The organism is Kitasatospora sp. NPDC001095, from assembly GCF_053598615.1.
On record NZ_JBSFKQ010000002.1, the window covers coordinates 188,647 to 206,124 of the forward strand.

At 71.7% G+C, this 17,478-nt stretch carries 15 protein-coding genes and 1 tRNA gene; 7 read left to right on the forward strand and 9 right to left on the reverse strand.

The genetic code is table 11. The annotated features are described in order from the left end of the window. Window positions 1–64: 64 nt before the first annotated feature. The gene (gene crgA / locus ACWDBB_RS02710) at window positions 65–313 is read right to left on the reverse strand and encodes a cell division protein CrgA (protein ID WP_049656797.1); all 249 of its coding nucleotides are present in this window, start codon (window positions 311–313) and stop codon (window positions 65–67) included. Window positions 314–480: 167 nt separating this feature from the next. Between crgA and ACWDBB_RS02715 the strand changes: the two genes are divergently transcribed. From ACWDBB_RS02715 to ACWDBB_RS02735, 5 genes are all read left to right on the forward strand, one after another. Then, entirely contained in the window at window positions 481–1,245 is a 765-nt protein-coding gene (locus tag ACWDBB_RS02715) for a DUF881 domain-containing protein (RefSeq protein WP_449787897.1), read from the forward strand. A 69-nt stretch (window positions 1,246–1,314) separates the two neighbouring features. Next, window positions 1,315–1,494, forward strand: coding sequence for a hypothetical protein (locus ACWDBB_RS02720; RefSeq protein ID WP_392925213.1), 180 nt, complete (start codon window positions 1,315–1,317; stop codon window positions 1,492–1,494). A 54-nt stretch (window positions 1,495–1,548) separates the two neighbouring features. Beyond that, window positions 1,549–2,214: an aminodeoxychorismate/anthranilate synthase component II gene (locus ACWDBB_RS02725; protein WP_449787898.1), complete on the forward strand. Its 666-nt coding sequence runs from the start codon at window positions 1,549–1,551 to the stop codon at window positions 2,212–2,214. 5 nt (window positions 2,215–2,219) lie between these two features. Continuing rightward, window positions 2,220–3,254, forward strand: coding sequence for a class E sortase (locus ACWDBB_RS02730; protein WP_449787899.1), 1,035 nt, complete (start codon window positions 2,220–2,222; stop codon window positions 3,252–3,254). A 37-nt stretch (window positions 3,255–3,291) separates the two neighbouring features. Further along, window positions 3,292–4,158: a class E sortase gene (locus ACWDBB_RS02735; RefSeq protein WP_449787900.1), complete on the forward strand. Its 867-nt coding sequence runs from the start codon at window positions 3,292–3,294 to the stop codon at window positions 4,156–4,158. Between the two features lie 143 nt (window positions 4,159–4,301). Here ACWDBB_RS02735 and pknB read toward each other — a convergent pair whose 3' ends face one another. The 6 genes from pknB to ACWDBB_RS02765 form a co-directional block, all read right to left on the reverse strand. Next, complete coding sequence (pknB, locus tag ACWDBB_RS02740) at window positions 4,302–6,416, reverse strand: Stk1 family PASTA domain-containing Ser/Thr kinase (RefSeq protein WP_449787901.1); 2,115 nt, start codon at window positions 6,414–6,416, stop codon at window positions 4,302–4,304. A 260-nt stretch (window positions 6,417–6,676) separates the two neighbouring features. Next, entirely contained in the window at window positions 6,677–8,134 is a 1,458-nt protein-coding gene (locus ACWDBB_RS02745) for a peptidoglycan D,D-transpeptidase FtsI family protein (RefSeq protein ID WP_449787902.1), read from the reverse strand. Further along, complete coding sequence (locus ACWDBB_RS02750) at window positions 8,131–9,507, reverse strand: FtsW/RodA/SpoVE family cell cycle protein (RefSeq protein ID WP_449788099.1); 1,377 nt, start codon at window positions 9,505–9,507, stop codon at window positions 8,131–8,133. Before ACWDBB_RS02750 ends, ACWDBB_RS02745 begins: the two co-directional genes overlap by 4 nt. Window positions 9,508–9,667: 160 nt before the next feature. Then, window positions 9,668–11,275 (reverse strand): PP2C family protein-serine/threonine phosphatase, encoded by a 1,608-nt coding sequence (locus ACWDBB_RS02755; protein ID WP_449787903.1) that lies wholly within the window; start codon window positions 11,273–11,275, stop codon window positions 9,668–9,670. Window positions 11,276–11,328: 53 nt separating this feature from the next. Then, window positions 11,329–11,874 carry an FHA domain-containing protein FhaB/FipA gene (locus ACWDBB_RS02760; protein ID WP_449787904.1) on the reverse strand — a complete coding sequence of 182 codons (546 nt, stop codon included), beginning with the start codon at window positions 11,872–11,874 and terminating at the stop codon, window positions 11,329–11,331. Window positions 11,875–11,920: 46 nt separating this feature from the next. Then, a complete protein-coding gene (locus ACWDBB_RS02765; RefSeq protein ID WP_392868713.1) occupies window positions 11,921–12,781 on the reverse strand; it encodes an FhaA domain-containing protein in 861 nt (286 codons plus the stop codon). Between the two features lie 422 nt (window positions 12,782–13,203). Between ACWDBB_RS02765 and ACWDBB_RS02770 the strand changes: the two genes are divergently transcribed. Beyond that, window positions 13,204–13,287: transfer RNA gene (locus tag ACWDBB_RS02770), tRNA-Leu, on the forward strand. A gap of 95 nt (window positions 13,288–13,382) precedes the next feature. On the opposite strand, the gene ACWDBB_RS02775 is transcribed toward ACWDBB_RS02770, so the two are convergent. Both ACWDBB_RS02775 and ACWDBB_RS02780 read right to left on the reverse strand, forming a co-directional pair. Continuing rightward, the gene (locus ACWDBB_RS02775; RefSeq protein WP_449787905.1) at window positions 13,383–14,528 is read right to left on the reverse strand and encodes a sensor histidine kinase; all 1,146 of its coding nucleotides are present in this window, start codon (window positions 14,526–14,528) and stop codon (window positions 13,383–13,385) included. Then, entirely contained in the window at window positions 14,525–15,178 is a 654-nt protein-coding gene (locus ACWDBB_RS02780) for a response regulator (RefSeq protein WP_234348583.1), read from the reverse strand. The genes ACWDBB_RS02775 and ACWDBB_RS02780 overlap by 4 nt, the downstream gene beginning before the upstream one ends. A gap of 398 nt (window positions 15,179–15,576) precedes the next feature. On the opposite strand from ACWDBB_RS02780, the gene ACWDBB_RS02785 reads away from it, so the two are divergent. Next, a complete protein-coding gene (locus ACWDBB_RS02785) occupies window positions 15,577–17,346 on the forward strand; it encodes a phosphatidylglycerol lysyltransferase domain-containing protein (protein ID WP_449788100.1) in 1,770 nt (589 codons plus the stop codon). Window positions 17,347–17,478 lie beyond the last annotated feature (132 nt).

Consider the following 17,478-nt stretch of genomic DNA (forward strand, 5'->3'; position numbering starts at 1 on the left):
CCGGGACGAACGATCCGGAACGGCGGGGAGTGGCTCGGGACCGAGCCTCAGGACGGTCGGGCCGTCACTTCCACTGGGTGGAGACGCCGAACCCGGCGGCGATGAAGCCGAAGCCGACCAGGATGTTCCAGTTGCGCCAGCTCTCGACCGGGTAGGTGCCGCTGGTCACGTAGTAGGTGACGATCCACACCAGTCCGATCAGGAACAGTGCCAGCATCAGCGGCGCGACCCAACCGCGGCCCGAACTGATCTTCACCGCGGCCGTGGTCGGCGGGGTGTAGTCGGACTTCTTGCGGAGTCGAGACTTCGGCACGAGGAGCTCTCCTGTCGATGCGCTGTGAGACCGCGCGGGGTGCAACGGGGGGAATCGGCCGGGTCTGTTGCGGAGGACGGTCCGGGGACCGCTCCGCCGCATGCCACCGGCGTCCGTTAGCGTAGTGGCTCGGCGGGTGTTGAGGAGATAAGGGTACGGTGACTAATTTGTCGATTCCCCCTGAACCGGCCCGTACCCGCCGCTCCGGCACCCGAATTGTCGGCCGTGCCCTGACCTGCGCCGTCTTCGCGCTCGCCGGCCTGCTCTTCTACATCAGCGCGCAGACCGCCCGCGGCACCGACCTGCGGACCGACAACTCGCTGCTCAGCCTCGGCGACGTGATCCGCCAGCGCAGCGGGCAGAACCAGCAGGCGCAGTCCCAGCTCGCCGACCTCCAGGCCCGCGCCCAGCAGCTCACCGAGCAGCAGGGCCACGACCCGGCCGACGCCGCGCAGCTGGACGGCCTGCGCGCCGGCGCCGCCCTGGAGCCGCTCCAGGGCGGCGGCCTGACCGTCACCCTCAACGACGCCCCGCCGAACGCCACCGCGCGCATCCCCGGGGTGCCCGAGCCCGGCGTCAACGACCTGGTCATCCACCAGCAGGACATCCAGGCCGTGGTCAACGCGCTGTGGCGCGGCGGCGCCGAGGGCGTCCAGGTGATGGACCAGCGGCTGATCTCCACCAGCGCCGTCCGCTGCGTCGGCAACACGCTGCTGCTCCAGGGCCGGGTCTACTCCCCGCCGTACGTGGTCAAGGCGGTCGGGAAGACCGACGCCCTGCGTTCGGCCGTCGACGCCGACCCGACGATCCGCAACTACCTCCAGTACGTCCAGGCGTACGGGCTGGGCTGGAAGGTCCAGGAGAGCGGCGAGCTGACCCTACCCGGCTACTCCGGCACCACCGAGCTGCGGTCGGCGGGCGGACAGCAGTAGCGGACCGGCCCCGCGGCCGTGCACCGCGGGTCTACTCTTTAACCCAGTCCGCTGCGTCGAGGGAGCACCATGTACGGCTGGATCTGGCGTCACCTTCCGGGAAACACCCTGGTCCGAGCCGTCGTCTCGCTGCTCCTCGTCCTGGGGATCGTCTATCTCCTCTTCACCTACGTCTTCCCGTGGGCGGAACCGCTGCTCCCCTTCGGTGACGTCACGGTGGACGGCGGCGACGGCGCCGCGACCGGCTGAGCCGGCGGGCCCGGCACCCCTTCCAGCACCGCACCCCACGGAGACCACGCGCGCATGACGACCCGGCCGACCACTCCGCCCCGCATCCTGGTGGTGGACAACTACGACAGCTTCGTCTTCAACCTGGTCCAGTACCTGTACCAGCTCGGTGCCACCTGCGAGGTGGTGCGCAACGACGAGGTGACCGTCGAGCACGCCGTCCGCCGCTCCGGCGAGGAGGGCTTCGACGGCGTGCTGCTCTCCCCCGGGCCCGGTGCCCCCGAGGAGGCCGGGGTCTGCATCGAGATGGTCCACCACTGCGCGCGGATCGGGCTGCCGGTGTTCGGCGTCTGCCTGGGCCTCCAGTCGATCGCGGCGGCGTACGGCGCGGTGGTCGACCGGGCGCCCGAGCTGCTGCACGGCAAGACCTCGCCGGTCGAGCACGAGGACGGCGGGGTGTTCGAGGGCCTGCCCTCGCCGCTGACCGCGACCCGCTACCACTCGCTCGCGGTCGAACCGGACACCGTGCCGGCCGAGCTGGTGGTCACCGCGCGCACCGACAGCGGTGTGATCATGGGCCTGAGGCACCGTGAACTGCCGGTCGAGGGCGTGCAGTTCCACCCCGAGTCGGTGCTCACCGAGGGCGGTCACCGGATGCTCGCCAACTGGCTCGCGGAGTGCGGCTTCCCGCAGGCGGTCGACCGGTCGGCCGGGCTCGCCCCGGTGATCGGCCGGGGCTGACCGGCGTGACCGCGCTGCGTCCGGAGGGACGTTTCCAGCCGGAGGCGGACCCGTACGGCACCGTGCAGCAGTTCCCGGTGCAGACCGCGCCCGAGGACGCCTGGGGCGTGTACGAGCAGGCCCAGGAGCCCCTGGTGGACGGGCCCGAGTACCCCTGGCTGCCCGACCAGACCCTCCAGCTGCGGCTGCCCGCGGACCTCGGCGCACCGGCCGCCGAACCGGTCCCCACCGGCGGCCGGGCCGAGCGCCGCCGCGCCGCCCGGGGCCGCACCTCGCTGCGCTCCGGCAGTGGTCGGCGCCGGGCGGGCGGCCGCGCCGCCGGGCGGGCGCGCCCCAAGGAGTCCGTGCTGGTGGTGGCCGCCCGGGGCGTCGGCGAGCTGTGCATCACGCTGGGCCTGGTGATGCTGCTCTTCGTCGCGTACCAGCTCTGGTGGACCAACGTGCAGGCCGACGAGGCCGCCGACGGGGCCCGAAACCAGCTGGAGCAGCAGTTCGACGCGGCGCCCGCCGCGCCCACCCAGCCGGGGCAGCCGGCCCCGGACCCGAACAAGCCCGAGGTGTTCGAGCCCGGCAAGGGCTTCGCCATCATCTACCTGCCCAAGCTGGGGCTGAAGTTCCCGATCGCCGAGGGCACCTCCAAGTCGGCGGTGCTCGACAAGGGCCTGGTCGGGCACTACGCCAACACCGGCATGCCGGGCGACAAGACGGGCAACTTCGCGCTGGCCGCCCACCGCAACACCCACGGCGAGCCGTTCCGGTACATCAACCAGCTCGGCAAGGGCGACAAGATCGTGGTGGAGACCTCCGCCGGCTACTACACCTACGAGGTCACCGGGGGCATCCCGGAGACGTCCCCCAACAACGTGAGCGTGATCAAGCCGGTGCCGAACGGCGCCGGGTACGCCGGTCCCGGCCGCTACATCACGCTGACGACCTGTACCCCGGAGTTCACCTCCAAGTTCCGTCTCATCGTCTTTGGCAAGATGATCGACGAACGGCCGCGTGCCCAGGGCAAGCCGGCCGCCATCACGGGCGGGTAGCCGCCCGGCCGTCCGGCCCGGAGGGGGAGCACCGCAGATGCAGGACGAGACCGAGCTGTCGGCCGAACCGGCGCAGGAGGCCTTTCCCCCGCCCGAGCCGCGGGCCGGGCGGGGACGGAGCCGGGCGCTGGCCGCGCTCGGGGTCTTCGGCGAGCTGCTGATCACCCTGGGCCTGGTGCTGGGCCTGTTCGTGGCCTACTCGCTGTGGTGGACCAACGTGCAGGCGGACCGCGCGGCCTCGGCGGCCGGCGACCGGCTGCGTAGCGACTGGGCCGCCGGCCCGGCCGCCGGCCCCTCGGCCGGGCCCGGTGCCATCCCTGCCCCCGGTGGGTCCGCCGCGCCCGGTGGGTCCGCCGCGCCCGGTGGGTCCGCCGCCCCGGGTGCCCCCGGCGCCGCGCCGAGGCAGTTCGCGGTCGGGGACGACGTCGGCTTCCTGCACGTCCCGGCGATGGGCAGGGACTTCCAGGTGCTGATCCGGATGGGCACCTCCACCGAGGTCCTGGACGAGGGCGTGGCGGGCGTCTACGAGCAGCCGTACAAGGCCGCGATGCCGTGGGACGAGCAGGGCAACTTCGCGCTGGCCGCCCACCGGGACGGCCACGGCGCCAAGTTCCACGACCTGGACGCCGTCCACAAGGGCGACGCGGTCGTGGTCGAGACCCGGGACAAGTGGTACGTCTACAAGATCGACAACACCCTGCCGGAGACGACCAAGTACGACACCGGCATCGTGGCGCCCGTCCCGCCCCGCTCCGGCTACGCCGGCCCCGGCCGCTACATCACCCTGACCACCTGCACCCCGGTGTACACCTCGCGCTACCGGATGGCCGTCTGGGGGAGCCTGGTGCGGGTGGACGACATGGACGCCAAGCGCACCCCGCCGCCGGAGCTGCGGCACTCCTGAGCCCCTTCCTGGGCCTCCTGGGGCCAGGGAAGGGGAACCGCCCGAGGGCCCGCCGCGATGAACTGCGGCGGGCCCTCGGACGTGCTGGGGAGTCACCCGGGCTCCGGCCCCCGGCTCAGCCGAACCAGGGGAATACCGGATGCTTAGTGGTCCCCTTTGGGGGGTGTGGTGGTGGGGTCTCCCCCTTTGGGCGGCTCGGCCGCCTTGATGTACAGCTGGATCTGGGTGTTCGGGTCGACCGGGGTGCCGGCCGGCGGGTTGCTCGCCTGCACCGTCGCGTTCGGGTCCGGCTGGCCGTTGACCACCGTGTAGGTCAGACCGAGCGCCTTCAACTGGTTCGCGGCGTCGCTCAGCTTGACGTTCGCCAGCGGCGGGACCTGCGGCTTGTCCTGCGCCTTGTAGATGGTCAGCGTGATCTTGGTGTTGGCCGGGGCCTTGTTGTTGGCCGGGACCGACTGCGCGGCGACGGTGTTGACCTTGGAGGGGTCGGGGGCCGGCGTGGTCTTCGAGGCGTCCACCTGGAAGCCGAGGCCCTGGAGGGTCGCCGTGGCGTCCTCCTTCTGGGAGCCGACCACGTTCGGGACGTTCACCTTGGTCTTGCCCTGCGACACGGTCAGCTTGATCGGGGTGCTCGGGTCGACGGCGGCGTTGGCCGCCGGGTCCTGGGCGGTGACGGTGTCCTGCGCGGCGGTGTCGTCGTCCTTGTACTCGGTGGTGACGTTGGCGAAGCCCGCGTCGGCGAGCGCCTTGGTGGCCTGGTCCTTGGGCTTGCCGACCACCGCGGGCACCGGCGCCTTGGCCGGGCCCGAGGAGATCTGCACCGTGATGGTGGCGGTCTCGACGACCTGCCCGCCCCCCGGCGGGTTCTGGGTGCAGACCTGGTCCTTCTTGATGTTGGCGTCCGGGCAGGCGACCTTCTCGCCCTCGGCCACCACCAGCTTGGGGCCGACGCCGGCGGCGGCCGCCTTGGCCTCGGCCAGCGTCTTGCCGACCAGGTTCGGGGCGGTGACCTTCGCGGCCTCCTTGTCCTTGTCGGAGAACATCGCCTGGGCGACGAAGAAGGTGCCGACCAGGACCAGTACGGCGGCGACCGCCAGCACGATCCAGGAGGTGTTGCTCTTCTTCGGCGGTTCCTCGCCCCGGCGGCCGCCGCGGCCGTAGCCGTCGTCGTAGCCGTCGCCCGCGCCGCCCGGGGCGCCGGCGTAGGTCTGGCCGTAGCCGTCGTCCTGGTAGCCGCCCTGCTGCCCGTAGCCGGGCTGCCCGGAGGCCTGCGGCAGGACGGTGGTCGGGCCGCCGGGCTGCTGCGGCAGCACGTTGGTCTGGCCGTACGGGTCGTGCGGCTGCGGGTAGCCGTTCTGGTCGTAGCCGTAGCCGGCCGGGCCCATGCCGTACCCGGCCTGCTGGGCGGCGGCCACCGGCAGGCCGTCGAGGAAGCGCTCGATGTCGTCGCGCATCTCGTCGGCGGTCTGGTAGCGGTAGTCGCGGTCCTTGGCGAGCGCCTTCAGCACGATCGCGTCGACCTCGGGGCGCACCTCGGGGTCGAAGACGGACGGCGGCTGCGGCTCCTCCCGGACGTGCTGGTAGGCCACCGCGACCGGCGAGTCGCCGACGAACGGCGGGCGGACGGTCAGCAGCTCGTAGAGCAGGCAGCCGGTGGAGTAGAGGTCGGAGCGGGCGTCGACCTGCTCGCCCTTGGCCTGCTCGGGGGAGAGGTACTGGGCGGTGCCGATGACGGCCGAGGTCTGCGTCATGGTCATCCCGGCGTCGCCCATCGCACGGGCGATGCCGAAGTCCATGACCTTGACGTTGCCCTGCCGGGTCAGCATCACGTTGGCCGGCTTGATGTCGCGGTGCACGATGCCGGCCCGGTGCGAGTACTCGAGGGCCTGGAGGATGCCGATGGTCATCTCCAGCGCGCGCTCGGGCAGCAGCCGGCGGCCGGAGTGCAGCAGCTCGCGCAGCGTCGACCCCTCGACGTACTCCATCACGATGTACGGGATGGAGATGCCGTCGATGTAGTCCTCGCCGGTGTCGTACACGGCGACGATCGCGGGGTGGTTCAGGGACGCCGCCGACTGTGCCTCGCGGCGGAAGCGGGCCTGGAACGACGGATCCCGGGCCATGTCGGCCCGGAGCGTCTTCACTGCGACGGAGCGGCCGAGCCGGGTGTCATGGGCGAGGTAGACCTCGGCCATGCCGCCGCGTCCGAGGACGCCGCCGAGCTCGTACCTGCCGCCGAGGCGACGAGGCTCTTCCATAGATCCGACCCTCTCCCTCACCCGCCGGTGAGGTTGTGACGTAGGTGTCCCCGCACGCTCTGGGTGACGCCGCGCCGTCCGCGACCGGTTCTCCGGCCGGGCCGTGCGGTGCCTCGCGGGCGGCAACGGGCACACCCGCTGCTGGCGGATACGCTACCGGTCGTACCGCATCGGACCGGAGTCAGCCGTCGGCCGATATCAGACCGGTATCCGGACGGGGCTGCCGATCGTGACTTTTCCCTCACCCCTGATCCGCGCTCCTACTTGCCGAGTGCGGCCTGCATCACCGCCTTGGCGATCGGGGCCGCGAGCCGGCCACCGCTGATGCCGTCGCGGTTCTGGGAGCCGTCCTCGACCACCACCGCGACCGCGACCGACTGGCCGTCCGGGGTCTTGGCCCAGGAGGTGAACCAGGCGTACGGCAGCCCGGCGTTGTCCTCGCCGTGCTGCGCGGTGCCGGTCTTGCCGCCGACCTGGAGGCCGGGGATCTTGGCGTTGGTGCCGGTGCCGTTCTCGACCACCGAGACCATCAGGTCCTGCATCTTCTGCGCGGTGGCCGGGCTCATCGGCTGGGAGAACTGCTTCTCGGTGTGCTTGGAGACGGTGGTCAGCGAGGCCGAGCGCTCCTGGTCGACCAGGTACGGCTGCATCAGGCTGCCGTTGTTGGCGATAGCGGCGGAGACCATGGCCATCTGCAGCGGGGTGGCGCGGGTGTCGTGCTGGCCGATCGAGTCCTGGGCGGTGCCGTCCGGGCTCGGGCTGTCCGGGAAGACGCTCTTCTCGGAGCGGATCGGGGTGTCGATCGTGCTGTTGAAGCCGAACTTCTCGGCCTGCGCCCGCATCCGCTCCTTGCCCAGGTCGGCGCCCATCTTGGCGAAGACCGTGTTGCAGGACTGGTCCATCCCGGACTTGATGGTGGCGTTCTCGCAGCGCTCGTTCGGGCTCTCGTTCTTCAGCTGGGTGTTCGTGCCGGGCAGGATGTACGGCTCGGGCGTCTCCGTCGCGTCGTCGATGCTCTGGTAGCGGCCGTTCTCGAACGCGGCGGTGGCGGTGACCAGCTTGAAGGTCGAGCCGGGCGGATAGGTCTCCTTCAGCGCCCGGTTGAGCATCGGCTTGTTGGGGTCCGCGTTGAGGTCCGTCCAGGCCTTGGTGTCGGCGGCCTCGCCACCGGCGAAGGTGCCGGGGTCGTAGGACGGGGTGGAGACCAGCGCCAGGATCGCGCCGGTCTTCGGGTCGACGGCGACCACCGCGCCCTTCTTGTTGCCCATCGCGTCGAAGGCCGCCTTCTGGACCTTGGCGTTGATGGTGGTGACGACGTCGCCGCCGCGCTTCTGCTCGCCGGTCAGCATGTCCAGGGTGTTGCGGAAGAACAGCCGGTCGTCGGTGCCGGAGAGGATGCCGTCCTCCAGGTTCTCCAACTGGTTGGAGCCGTAGGCCTGGGAGGAGTAGCCGGTCACCGGGGCGTACATCGGGCCGTCGACCCAGGAGCGCTTGTACTTGTAGCGCAGGCCGTTGACGAAGTCCGACTTCGTGACCGGCTGGCCGCTGACGATGATGTTGCCGCGCGGGTGGGCGTACCGGTCGTACAGCTGGCGCTTGTTGTTCTTGTTGGTGGCCCAGGCCTCGGCCTGGACGCCCTGCACCCAGTTGGTGCGCACCATCAGGGCCAGGATCAGCACGAGGCAGAAGATCGAGACCCGGCGGATCGGCTTGTTCATCGGGCGGGTCCTCCCTGGCCCTCGGGGGCCGGGGCCGGTTCGGCCCCGGGGCGGCGGGCGCTGTCGCTGATCTTCAGCAGGATCGCGACCAGCGCCCAGTTGGCGACCACGGACGAACCGCCCTGGGCGAGGAACGGCATGGTCATACCGGTGAGCGGGATCAGCCCGGTGACACCGCCGGCCACGACGAACACCTGGATCGCCATCGCCGAGGAGAGGCCGACGGCGAACAGCTTGCCGAACGGGTCGCGGGCGGCGAGCGCGGTGCGCAGGCCGCGCTGGATCAGCAGCGCGTACAGCAGGAAGATCGCCATCAGGCCGGTCAGCCCGAGCTCCTCGCCGAACGAGCCCAGGATGAAGTCGCTCTTGGCGGCGAAGGCGATCAGCCAGGACCGGCCCTGGCCCAGGCCGGAGCCCGTGACCCCGCCGGAGCCGAGCGCCATCAGCGACTGGCCGATCTGCTCGGTGGAGCCCTTCGGCGGGTTCGGGCCGAAGGCGGCCATCGGGTCGAGCCAGGCGTCGATGCGGACCTTCACGTGGCTGGCGGTCGAGGCGACCGCGACCGCGCCGCCGACCGACATCAGCAGGCCGAACAGGATCCAGCTGGTCCGCTCGGTGGCGACGTAGAGCATCACCACGAACAGGCCGAAGAACAGGAAGGACGTGCCCAGGTCGTTCTCGAAGATCAGGATCAGCAGACTGAGCAGCCAGATCACGATGATCGGGCCGAGGTCGCGGCCGCGCGGCAGGTACAGGCCCATGAACCGGCGGCTGGCCAGCGCGAGGGCGTCCCGCTTGACCATCAGGTAGCCGGCGAAGAACACGGTCAGGACGATCTTGGCGAACTCGCCGGGCTGGATGGAGAAGCTGCCCATCCGGATCCAGATCTTCGCGCCGAAGTCCTCCGCCCTGGCCGGGAAGAAGGCCGGCGCGGCGAGCAGGACGAGGGCCACCACCATCGAGATGTAGGTGTAGCGCTGGAGCACCCGGTGGTCCTTCAGCAGCACCATCACCCCGATGAAGCCGGCGATCCCGAGGGCCGACCACATCAGCTGGTTCTCGGCCGCCGGGTAGTTGCCCTTGAGCAGCTTGCCCGCCTTGTCCAGCCGCCAGATCATCACCACCCCGAGCCCGTTGAGCAGGGTGGCGATCGGCAGCATCAGCGGGTCCGCGTACGGCGCGAAGCGGCGCACCAGCAGGTGGGCGACCACCGCCAGGGCGCCCATGCCGAACCCGTAGCCGAGCATGCCGGCGGGCAGCTTGCCGTCCATCGCGAGGCCGACGTTGGCGTACGCGAGGACCGGCAGCAGCACCGCGAAGACCAGCATGGCCAGCTCGGTGTTGCGCCGGTTGGGCGTCTCCTGCGGGGAGATCGTGGTGTTGCCGCGCCGGCGGGGGACGGCGCGTTCGGCCGTCGCCCGGCGCCGGCCGGCCCGGGTGGACTCTTCGCTCAGGTCGTAGCTGCTCACGTGGTGACCGCTCCCTGACGGCCGGCAAGACCGCTCGGGGCGGTCCTATGTCGGATCACGGACGTCACTGCTTCGGGCAGGAGTTGGCCCGGCTGAGTTCCTCTTCACTCAGCGGGGCCTGGTCGCCCTGCGCGGCGCCGGCCGGAGGGGTTGCGTTCGGTGCCGGGGTGGGTGCCACCGGGGTGGTCGGCGTCGGGGTGGTCGAGGGTGACGCGGTCGGAGCCGCGGCCGGGCCGCGGTTCTTCTCGGTCGGGGTGGGCGTCGTGGCCAGGTACACCGCCTGGGTGGCCGGCGGCGTGGCCGGGGTGTTCGCCCGTGCGGCCCGCTGGCAGAGCTGGACCCAGCCGTCGAGCTCGTTGACCGTCGACTGGGCGTCCTTCATGCTGCCGACCGAGATGGTCTTCTTCACGTGGGCCTGCTGGTCCTCGGGCAGCCACTTCAGCTGGATCTTGCTGTACGAGGAGTGCACCGAGGACAGGCTCAGACCGGCCAGGTTTTGGTTGATGCCCTGGTAGATCGCGACGTGGTCCTCCTGGGTGCCCACGTAGTACTGGTCCTGGGTCCACTGGTAGCCGAACCAGCCGGCGCCGCCGAGCAGTCCGAGCGCGACCAGGGCGGCCAGCGAGATCGTCAGGCCCTTGCGCTTGCGCTTCCTGGGCCGCCCCTCGTCGAAGTCCTCGGTGCCGTACACCGAGGGCTCGCCGGAGCCGTAGCCGTACTCGCCCTCGTACCCCTCGGCGGGGCCGAAACCGCCCTGCGCGCCGTAGCCCTCCTCGTAGCCCTCGGCCGGGCCGAAGGCGCCCTGCGGGCCGCGGCCGAGGCCGGCGGCGCGGCCGGCCGGGGTGTCCGCGATCGAGCGGTCGGCGGCGGCCGAGGACGGCGGGGCGTCGGCGACCGCGCCGACCACCACCGGGACGTCGTTGAACTGGCCGCTCATGGTGTCCGTGGCGCCGACGTCGATGACGTCCGCCACGATGCAGGTGATGTTGTCGGGACCGCCGCCGCGCAGCGCGAGCTGGATCAGCTCCTGCACGGTCTGCTCGGGCGCGTAGTAGCTGCCGAGGGTGTCCTGGAGGGTCTGGTGGCTGACCGGGCCGGAGAGGCCGTCGGAGCAGATCAGGTAGCGGTCGCCGGCCCGGACCTCGCGGATGGACAGGTCGGGCTCGACCTGGCCGCGGCCGTCCAGCGCGCGCATCAGCAGGGAGCGCTGCGGGTGGGTCTCGGCCTCCTCGGGCGTGATCCGGCCCTCGTCGACCAGGCGCTGCACCCAGGTGTGGTCCTGGGTGATCTGCACCAGGGCGCCGTCGCGCAGCAGGTAGGCGCGGGAGTCGCCGACGTGCACCAGGCCCATCCGCTGGCCCGTCCACAGCATGGCGGTCAGGGTGCAGCCCATGCCCTCCAGCTGCGGGTCCTCCTCGACCATCTGCCGGAGCCGGTCGTTGGCGCCCTGGACGGCGTCGCCCAGCAGGGTCAGCAGGTCCGCGCCCGGCACGTCCTCGTCCAGCCGGACGATCGAGCCGAGCACCTCGGAGGAAGCGACCTCGCCGGCCGCGGCGCCGCCCATGCCGTCGGCCACGGCCAGCAGCCGCGGCCCGGCGTAGCCGGAGTCCTCGTTCCCCTCCCGGATCAGTCCCTTGTGGGAGCCGGCGGCGAAGCGCAGCACCAGGGTCATGCGACCTTTGCCCCCCTCTGGGTCATGGACGGGATGCTGTCCCTCATGCGCTACTACTTCCGCAGTTCGATGACGGTCCTGCCGATACGGATCGGCATGCCCGGCTGGAGCGGAGTGGGCGCGGTCAGGCGCTGCCGGTCCAGATAGGTGCCGTTGGTGGAGCCTAGATCCTCGACCGTCCACTGCCCAGTCTGATCCGGATAGATCCTGGCATGCCGGGAGGACGCGTAGTCGTCGTCCAGCACGATGGTGGAGTCGTGCGCGCGGCCGAGCGTGATGGTCTGGCCCTGCAGCGCCACCGTGGTGCCGGCCAGCGAGCCCTGGACCACGACGAGCTGGGTCGGGCCTCCGCGGCGGCGCCCGCCGCCGCCCTGGGTCTGGCCCGCCGCCGGGCCGGCCTGCGTCGGCGCCGCGGCCCGCGCGGCGGTCGCGGTGGCGGCGCCGCCACCGGTCGTGGCGCCCGCGCCGCGACGGGAGGACCGCGGGTTCACCTTGGTGCCGAACAGGTCGCTGCGGATCACCTGGATCGCGACGATGACGAACAGCCACAGCACTGCCAGGAAGCCCAGCCGCATGACCGTGAGGGTCAGTTCTGACATGACCGTCCCGCCAGTCGGTGAGCGAGGCGCGCGAACAATTCGGACACTACCCTTCGACCTGCCGGTAGACGATGGTGGTGGAGCCCACGACGATTCGCGAGCCGTCGCGGAGCGTAGCGCGCTGGGTGTGCTGTCCGTCCACCACGATGCCGTTGGTGGACCCCAGGTCGAGCACCATCGAAGGGGTGCCGGGGCGGATCTCGGCGTGCTTGCGGGAGACCCCGGGGTCGTCGATCCGCACGTCCGCCTCGGTCGACCGGCCGAGCACGCAGGCCGAGCCGGTGATCTGGTGCCGGGAGCCGTTGACCTCGATCCAGCGGCGCACCGCGGTGCCGCCGTGGCCGGCGCCCGGGAAGGCCCGGACGTTGCCGCCTGCGGGCGGCCCCGGGGGCATCGCGGGGGGCGCGGCCGGCGGCGGGGGCGCGTTGTACTGGCCGGCGCCGGGCTGCTGCCACGGTGCGCCGGGGGCCGGAGCGGCCGGCGGGCGGTCGTACCCGGGCTGCGGCGGCGCGTACTGCTGCTGCGGGGGCTCCTCGGCGGCGAGGGTGCGGCTGCGCACCCGGTACAGCCCGGTGTCCAGGTCGTCGGCCTTCTCCAGGTTCACCTGGAGCGGGCCCATGAAGGTGTACCGCTGGGCCTCCGCGTACTCGCGGACCATGCCGGCCAGCTCGGTGCCGAGCTGCCCGGAGTAGGGGCTCAGCCGCTCGTGGTCGTGCGGGCTCAGCTCGACGATGAAGTCGTTCGGCACGACGGTGCGGTCGCGGTTCCAGATGCTCGCGTTGTTGTCGCACTCGCGCTGCAGCGCGCCGGCGATCTCCACGGGCTGGACCTCGGACTTGAACACCTTGGCGAAGGTGCCGTTGACGAGACCCTCGAGCCGCTGCTCGAACTTCTTCAGCACTCCCATGGGGCACCCCCTTCCAGGGTTCGTTCGCCTGCCTGCCGGCCGGATCCCGCCCGGGACCCGGTCGCGCCTCCTACTTGCGGTACTTCCGTACTGATCGTATCCACGCCGGGCCCTTCCGTACGGTTCCCGGACCGTGTGGTGCCCGGGGGTGGGCTCGGACACACAGGGTGACGCATTTCGGGTACGGCACGCCAGACGTCCCCGCCGGAGCACCCTTCCGGCAGTCGTGCGGGTGTTCGTCGGGCATCGGTTCGGATGCCGTAGGCCTCCCCGGACAACGGATTCGGAGTAGTCCCCCAGGTCGTGCTAATGTTTTCCACGTCGGAAGGGCCGCCCGGAAGGGAGGCCGGTCCAAGGAAGCGCGAAGTACCGATGGTACCGAGCGGTTCGGAAGATCGGTCGGCAACGAAGACGACACCCATGCGCGGGTGGCGGAATAGGCAGACGCGCTGGATTCAGGTTCCAGTGCCCGAAAGGGCGTGGGGGTTCAACTCCCCCCTCGCGCACAGCGAAGCCCCGCAGATCTACGGATCTGCGGGGCTTTCTCGTTCTCGGCCGGAAGGCCCGGGCCCGGCCGCACCGGTTTCGGGGGCGGGCCGGATCAGCCGTGGCCGGCCGGGAGCTCGGCGCGGACCTCGAAGCCGCCGTCCGCGGTCGGCCCGGCGGTGAGGGTGCCGCCCAGCAGTTGGGCGCGCTCGCGCAGGCCGACCAGGCCGTGGCCGCCGCCCGGCAGGGTCTCGGCCGGGTGCACCGGCGGAGCCTCGTTGCGGACCTCGACCCGCAGCCGGCGGCCCTTCGCCCGGACCCGCACGTGCACCTCCGCGTCCGGGGCGTACTTGGTGATGTTGGTGAGCGCCTCCTGCACGGTGCGGTAGGCGGCCCGCTCCACCGCCTCCGGCCACGGGCGGTCGCCGGGGACCAGCTCGGTGTCGGCGGCCAGGCCGCTCTCCTCGATCAGCCGGGGCAGGTCGGCCAGCCGGGGCTGCGGGGCGAGCGGGGCGTCCGGCAGTCCGCCGGTGCCGCGCAGCACCCCGACCATCTGGCGCAGCTCGTCCAGGGTCCGTACCGACAGCTCGCGGATGGTCCTGGCGGCGGTCACGGCGGCCGGGTCGGGGCTGCTCACCTGGAGCGCGCCGGCCTGGATGCTGATCAGGCTGACCTGGTGCGAGACCACGTCGTGCATCTCCCGGGCCAGCCTGCCGCGCTCGCTGATCAGCACCCGCTCGGCCAGCAGTCGGCTCTCCCGCTCCTGGCCGCGGGTCAGCTCGTCCAGGCGGACGGCCAGTTCCCGCCGGGTGCGGGCGAGCAGACCGGTGGCGGCCGGGCCGGCCGCCAGCATCACGGCCTGGATGGCGTCCAGCGCGGTGGCCCGGCTGAGGTCGATCAGGTTCGCGGGCAGCGGCCAGTGGAAGAACTCGACCAGGGCGAACAGGATGCCGCAGGGGATCACGATCCGGGGGCGGGGGCGTTCGGCGGCCACCGAGTAGACGGCCGTTATCGGGGCCAGCCAGATCTCGTCCACCCAGCTGCCCGGCATGGTGAGCAGCAGCGCCGTCACCGGGAAGCGACGGCGGAGGAACAGCGCGACGGCGGCCAGCGTGGACAGCGCCACCTGCCACCAGGCGGCCTCCCGGGCCACCAGCGCGGCGTCCAGCAGGGAGTACAGGACGGGCAGCAGCAGCATCAGCCAGGGCGCGGTGCACCAGGCCGGCAGCCGTCTGGACGGCAGGTGGTCGGCGGCCGTCATGCCCCGTCGCCGGGCTTGGGCCGGACCAGGCCGGCCCGGTGGGCCAGTACGGCAGCCTGGACCCGGTTGGCGGCGCCGAGCTTGCCGAGGATCGCGCTGATGTGGTCCTTGACCGTGCCGGTGCCGAGGAAGAGCCGGTCGGCGATCTCGGCGTTGGACAGGCCCTCGCCGAGCAGCGAGAGCACGTCGAGTTCCCGGCCGGTGAGGGTGCGGGCGAGCGCGGTGGCCTCGGCGTCCGGGCCGCCGCCGTCCACGTAGCCGCCGATCACGGTGCGGGTGACGGTCGGGGAGAGGATGTTGCCGCCGGCCGCGAGCACCCGGACGGCGTGCACCAGCTGGTCGGGGGCGGTGTCCTTGAGCAGGAAGCCGGCCGCGCCGGCCCGCAGCGCGGTGCCGATGTACTCGTCGGTGTCGAAGGTGGTGAGCATCGCCACGGCCGGCGGGTCGGGCAGGGCGCGCAGCCGGCGCAGCACCGAGATGCCGTCGAGGTCGGGCATCCGGATGTCGAGCAGCACCACGTGCGGGCGCAGCCGTTGGACGTGCTCCTCGGCCTGCCCGCCGGAGCAGTCGCCGACCACCTCCAGGTCGGCGGCGGAGCCGACGATCAGGCCCAGGCCGGAGCGGACCAGGATCTCGTCGTCGACGATCAGCACGCGGGTGGTGGTGATGGTGCCTCCTCGGTTCGGGCGGCCGGGTCGGGGCGGTCCGCGTGGGGTCGTCTCGAGAGTAGGGGCTACGGAGGCGGGGTGCCGAACGTCCGGGGGGTGTGCACCCCCGCCGTTCGGCGGGGGTGGGAATCCGCTACCCGGTTCACGCAATTCTCAGCTTCGGTGGTGAACCATGGAGTTGGCTGACTCTTTTCCGGCCGCTTCTCCAATCGGGCGGTCGGCCGGGGGAGGTCACCGGTCAGTCCGTCGGGCCCGAGCGGGCGCCCGGCGCCGGGCCGTTCGCGGATGCGCCCCACCATCTGATCGTTTGGAATTGAGCTGTGTCGTCCACTGTGAAGTCGGAGCCGTCCGCCACGTCCCACGGGCCCCGTACCGGAGACGTGCTCGACCGCTGGCGCCCGAGGGCCGCCGCGGCCTCCGTCTGGTACCTGCGGCTCATCGCGCTGCTGAACGTGGCGACGGTGCTGCTGGTTCCCTTCCGCGACCAGGTCTACGAGCACAACGAGGGTGAGTACTTCACCCCGTACCTGATGACCGCCGGCCTGGGCAGCGCGGTGCTGTCGGTGTTCCTCGCGATCGCGATGCGGCGGCGCAAGCGCGCCGCGTGGATCTTCAACACGGCGCTCGGCGGGATGTTCGCGCTGCTGTACCTGGCGGCCATGCTGGTGCCGTCCGAGCGCTTCGACACCCACCCGCTCAACTACATCTCCACCGTCCTGACCTGCCTGTTCGTGCTGGCGCTGCTGATCGGGCGCAGGGAGTTCACCTCCAAGGGGGACAGCTCCAACCCGAAGACGGCGGCGGCCACCTTCGTCGGCGGCCTGGCGTTCGGCGGCGGTGTGGGCGCGCTGCTGGTCTGGCTGACCAACGAGCTCTCCGGCGCCGGCTTCTGGGACCTGTTCCGGTACTCGGTCGGCCGGATGATCACGATCACCCCGTCCGAGCACCTGCGCTCGGTGATCGCCGCACCGACCTGGGTGAACGCCGCGATCAACGCCATGGGCGCGGTGCTCTTCCTGCTGGTGCTGTACGTGGCCTTCCGCAGCCCGCGCGGCAAGGAGCTGCTCACCGCCGAGGACGAGGCCAGGCTGCGCGGCCTGCTGGACAAGCAGGGCGAGCGGGACTCGCTCGGCTACTTCGCGCTGCGCCGGGACAAGGCGGTGATCTTCTCCCCCAGTGGCAAGGCGGCCGTCACCTACCGGGTGATCGGCGGCGTCTCGCTCGCCTCGGGCGACCCGATCGGCGACCCGGAGGCCTGGCCGGGCGCGATCGACGCCTGGCTGTCCGAGGCCCGCGAGCACGCCTGGGCGCCGGCCGTGATGGGCGCCTCCGAGGAGGCCGGGGTGATCTACGCCCGGCACGGGCTGGACGCGCTGGAGCTGGGTGACGAGGCGATCGTCGAGCTGGACGAGTTCTCGCTGGACGGCCGCGCGATGCGGGTGGTCCGGCAGGCCTACAACCGGGTCAAGCGGGCCGGGTACACGGTGCGCATCCGCCGCCACGAGTCCATCTCCGATGCGGAGATGGCCGAGCTGGTGGCGAAGGCAGACGAGTGGCGCGACGGGGCGACCGAACGCGGCTTCTCGATGGCGCTCGGCCGGCTCGGCGACCCGGGCGACGGCCGCTGCGTGATGCTGGAGTGCCACGACGGGGACGGCGAGCTCAAGGCGCTGCTGAGCTTCGTGCCGTGGGGCCCGGACGGGCTCTCGCTGGACCTGATGCGCCGGGCCCGGGACACCGAGAACGGCCTGATGGAGTTCATGGTCATCGAGCTGCTGCAGCGGGCCGACGAGGTCGGGCTGAAGCGGGTGTCGTTGAACTTCGCGATGTTCCGCTCCGTTTTCGAGCGCGGTTCCCGCCTCGGCGCCGGTCCGGTGCTGCGGCTGTGGCGTTCGACCCTGGGATTCTTCTCGCGCTGGTGGCAGATCGAGTCGCTGTACCGCGCCAATGCCAAGTACCGGCCGATCTGGGAACCGCGCTACCTGCTCTTCGAGAAGAGCAGCGAAATTCCCCGGATCGGCATCGCGAGCGCGCGCGCCGAGGGATTCATCGTCGCGCCGAGCCTGCCCGCCCTGTTCCGCCGCCGGCACGCCCGGGCCGCCGTGGTGGCGCCCCGGGTCCCGGCGACGGCCCGGGACGGGAAGGGGTAGCCCTCCGTCGGGGGGCGGAGGGAACCGGTCGGTCGAAATGGGGGGCCGATGGGGGTATTGCCTCCCCCCAGAGGATGACGCGGCTCCCCATCCGTGCCGATGTGGCTTTGTCAGCGGGCTTCTAATGTTGGA

Coding starts and splice junctions, on each gene's coding strand:
- ACWDBB_RS02725 (WP_449787898.1), top strand. CDS start 1,549: ATGACGACCCGGCCGACCACTCCGCCCCGCATCCTGGTGGTGGACAAC.
- ACWDBB_RS02735 (WP_449787900.1), top strand. CDS start 3,292: ATGCAGGACGAGACCGAGCTGTCGGCCGAACCGGCGCAGGAGGCCTTT.
- ACWDBB_RS02745 (WP_449787902.1), bottom strand. CDS start 8,134: ATGAACAAGCCGATCCGCCGGGTCTCGATCTTCTGCCTCGTGCTGATC.
- ACWDBB_RS02765 (WP_392868713.1), bottom strand. CDS start 12,781: ATGGGAGTGCTGAAGAAGTTCGAGCAGCGGCTCGAGGGTCTCGTCAAC.
- ACWDBB_RS02755 (WP_449787903.1), bottom strand. CDS start 11,275: ATGACCCTGGTGCTGCGCTTCGCCGCCGGCTCCCACAAGGGACTGATC.
- pknB (WP_449787901.1), bottom strand. CDS start 6,416: ATGGAAGAGCCTCGTCGCCTCGGCGGCAGGTACGAGCTCGGCGGCGTC.
- ACWDBB_RS02775 (WP_449787905.1), bottom strand. CDS start 14,528: ATGACGGCCGCCGACCACCTGCCGTCCAGACGGCTGCCGGCCTGGTGC.
- ACWDBB_RS02720 (WP_392925213.1), top strand. CDS start 1,315: ATGTACGGCTGGATCTGGCGTCACCTTCCGGGAAACACCCTGGTCCGA.
- ACWDBB_RS02760 (WP_449787904.1), bottom strand. CDS start 11,874: ATGTCAGAACTGACCCTCACGGTCATGCGGCTGGGCTTCCTGGCAGTG.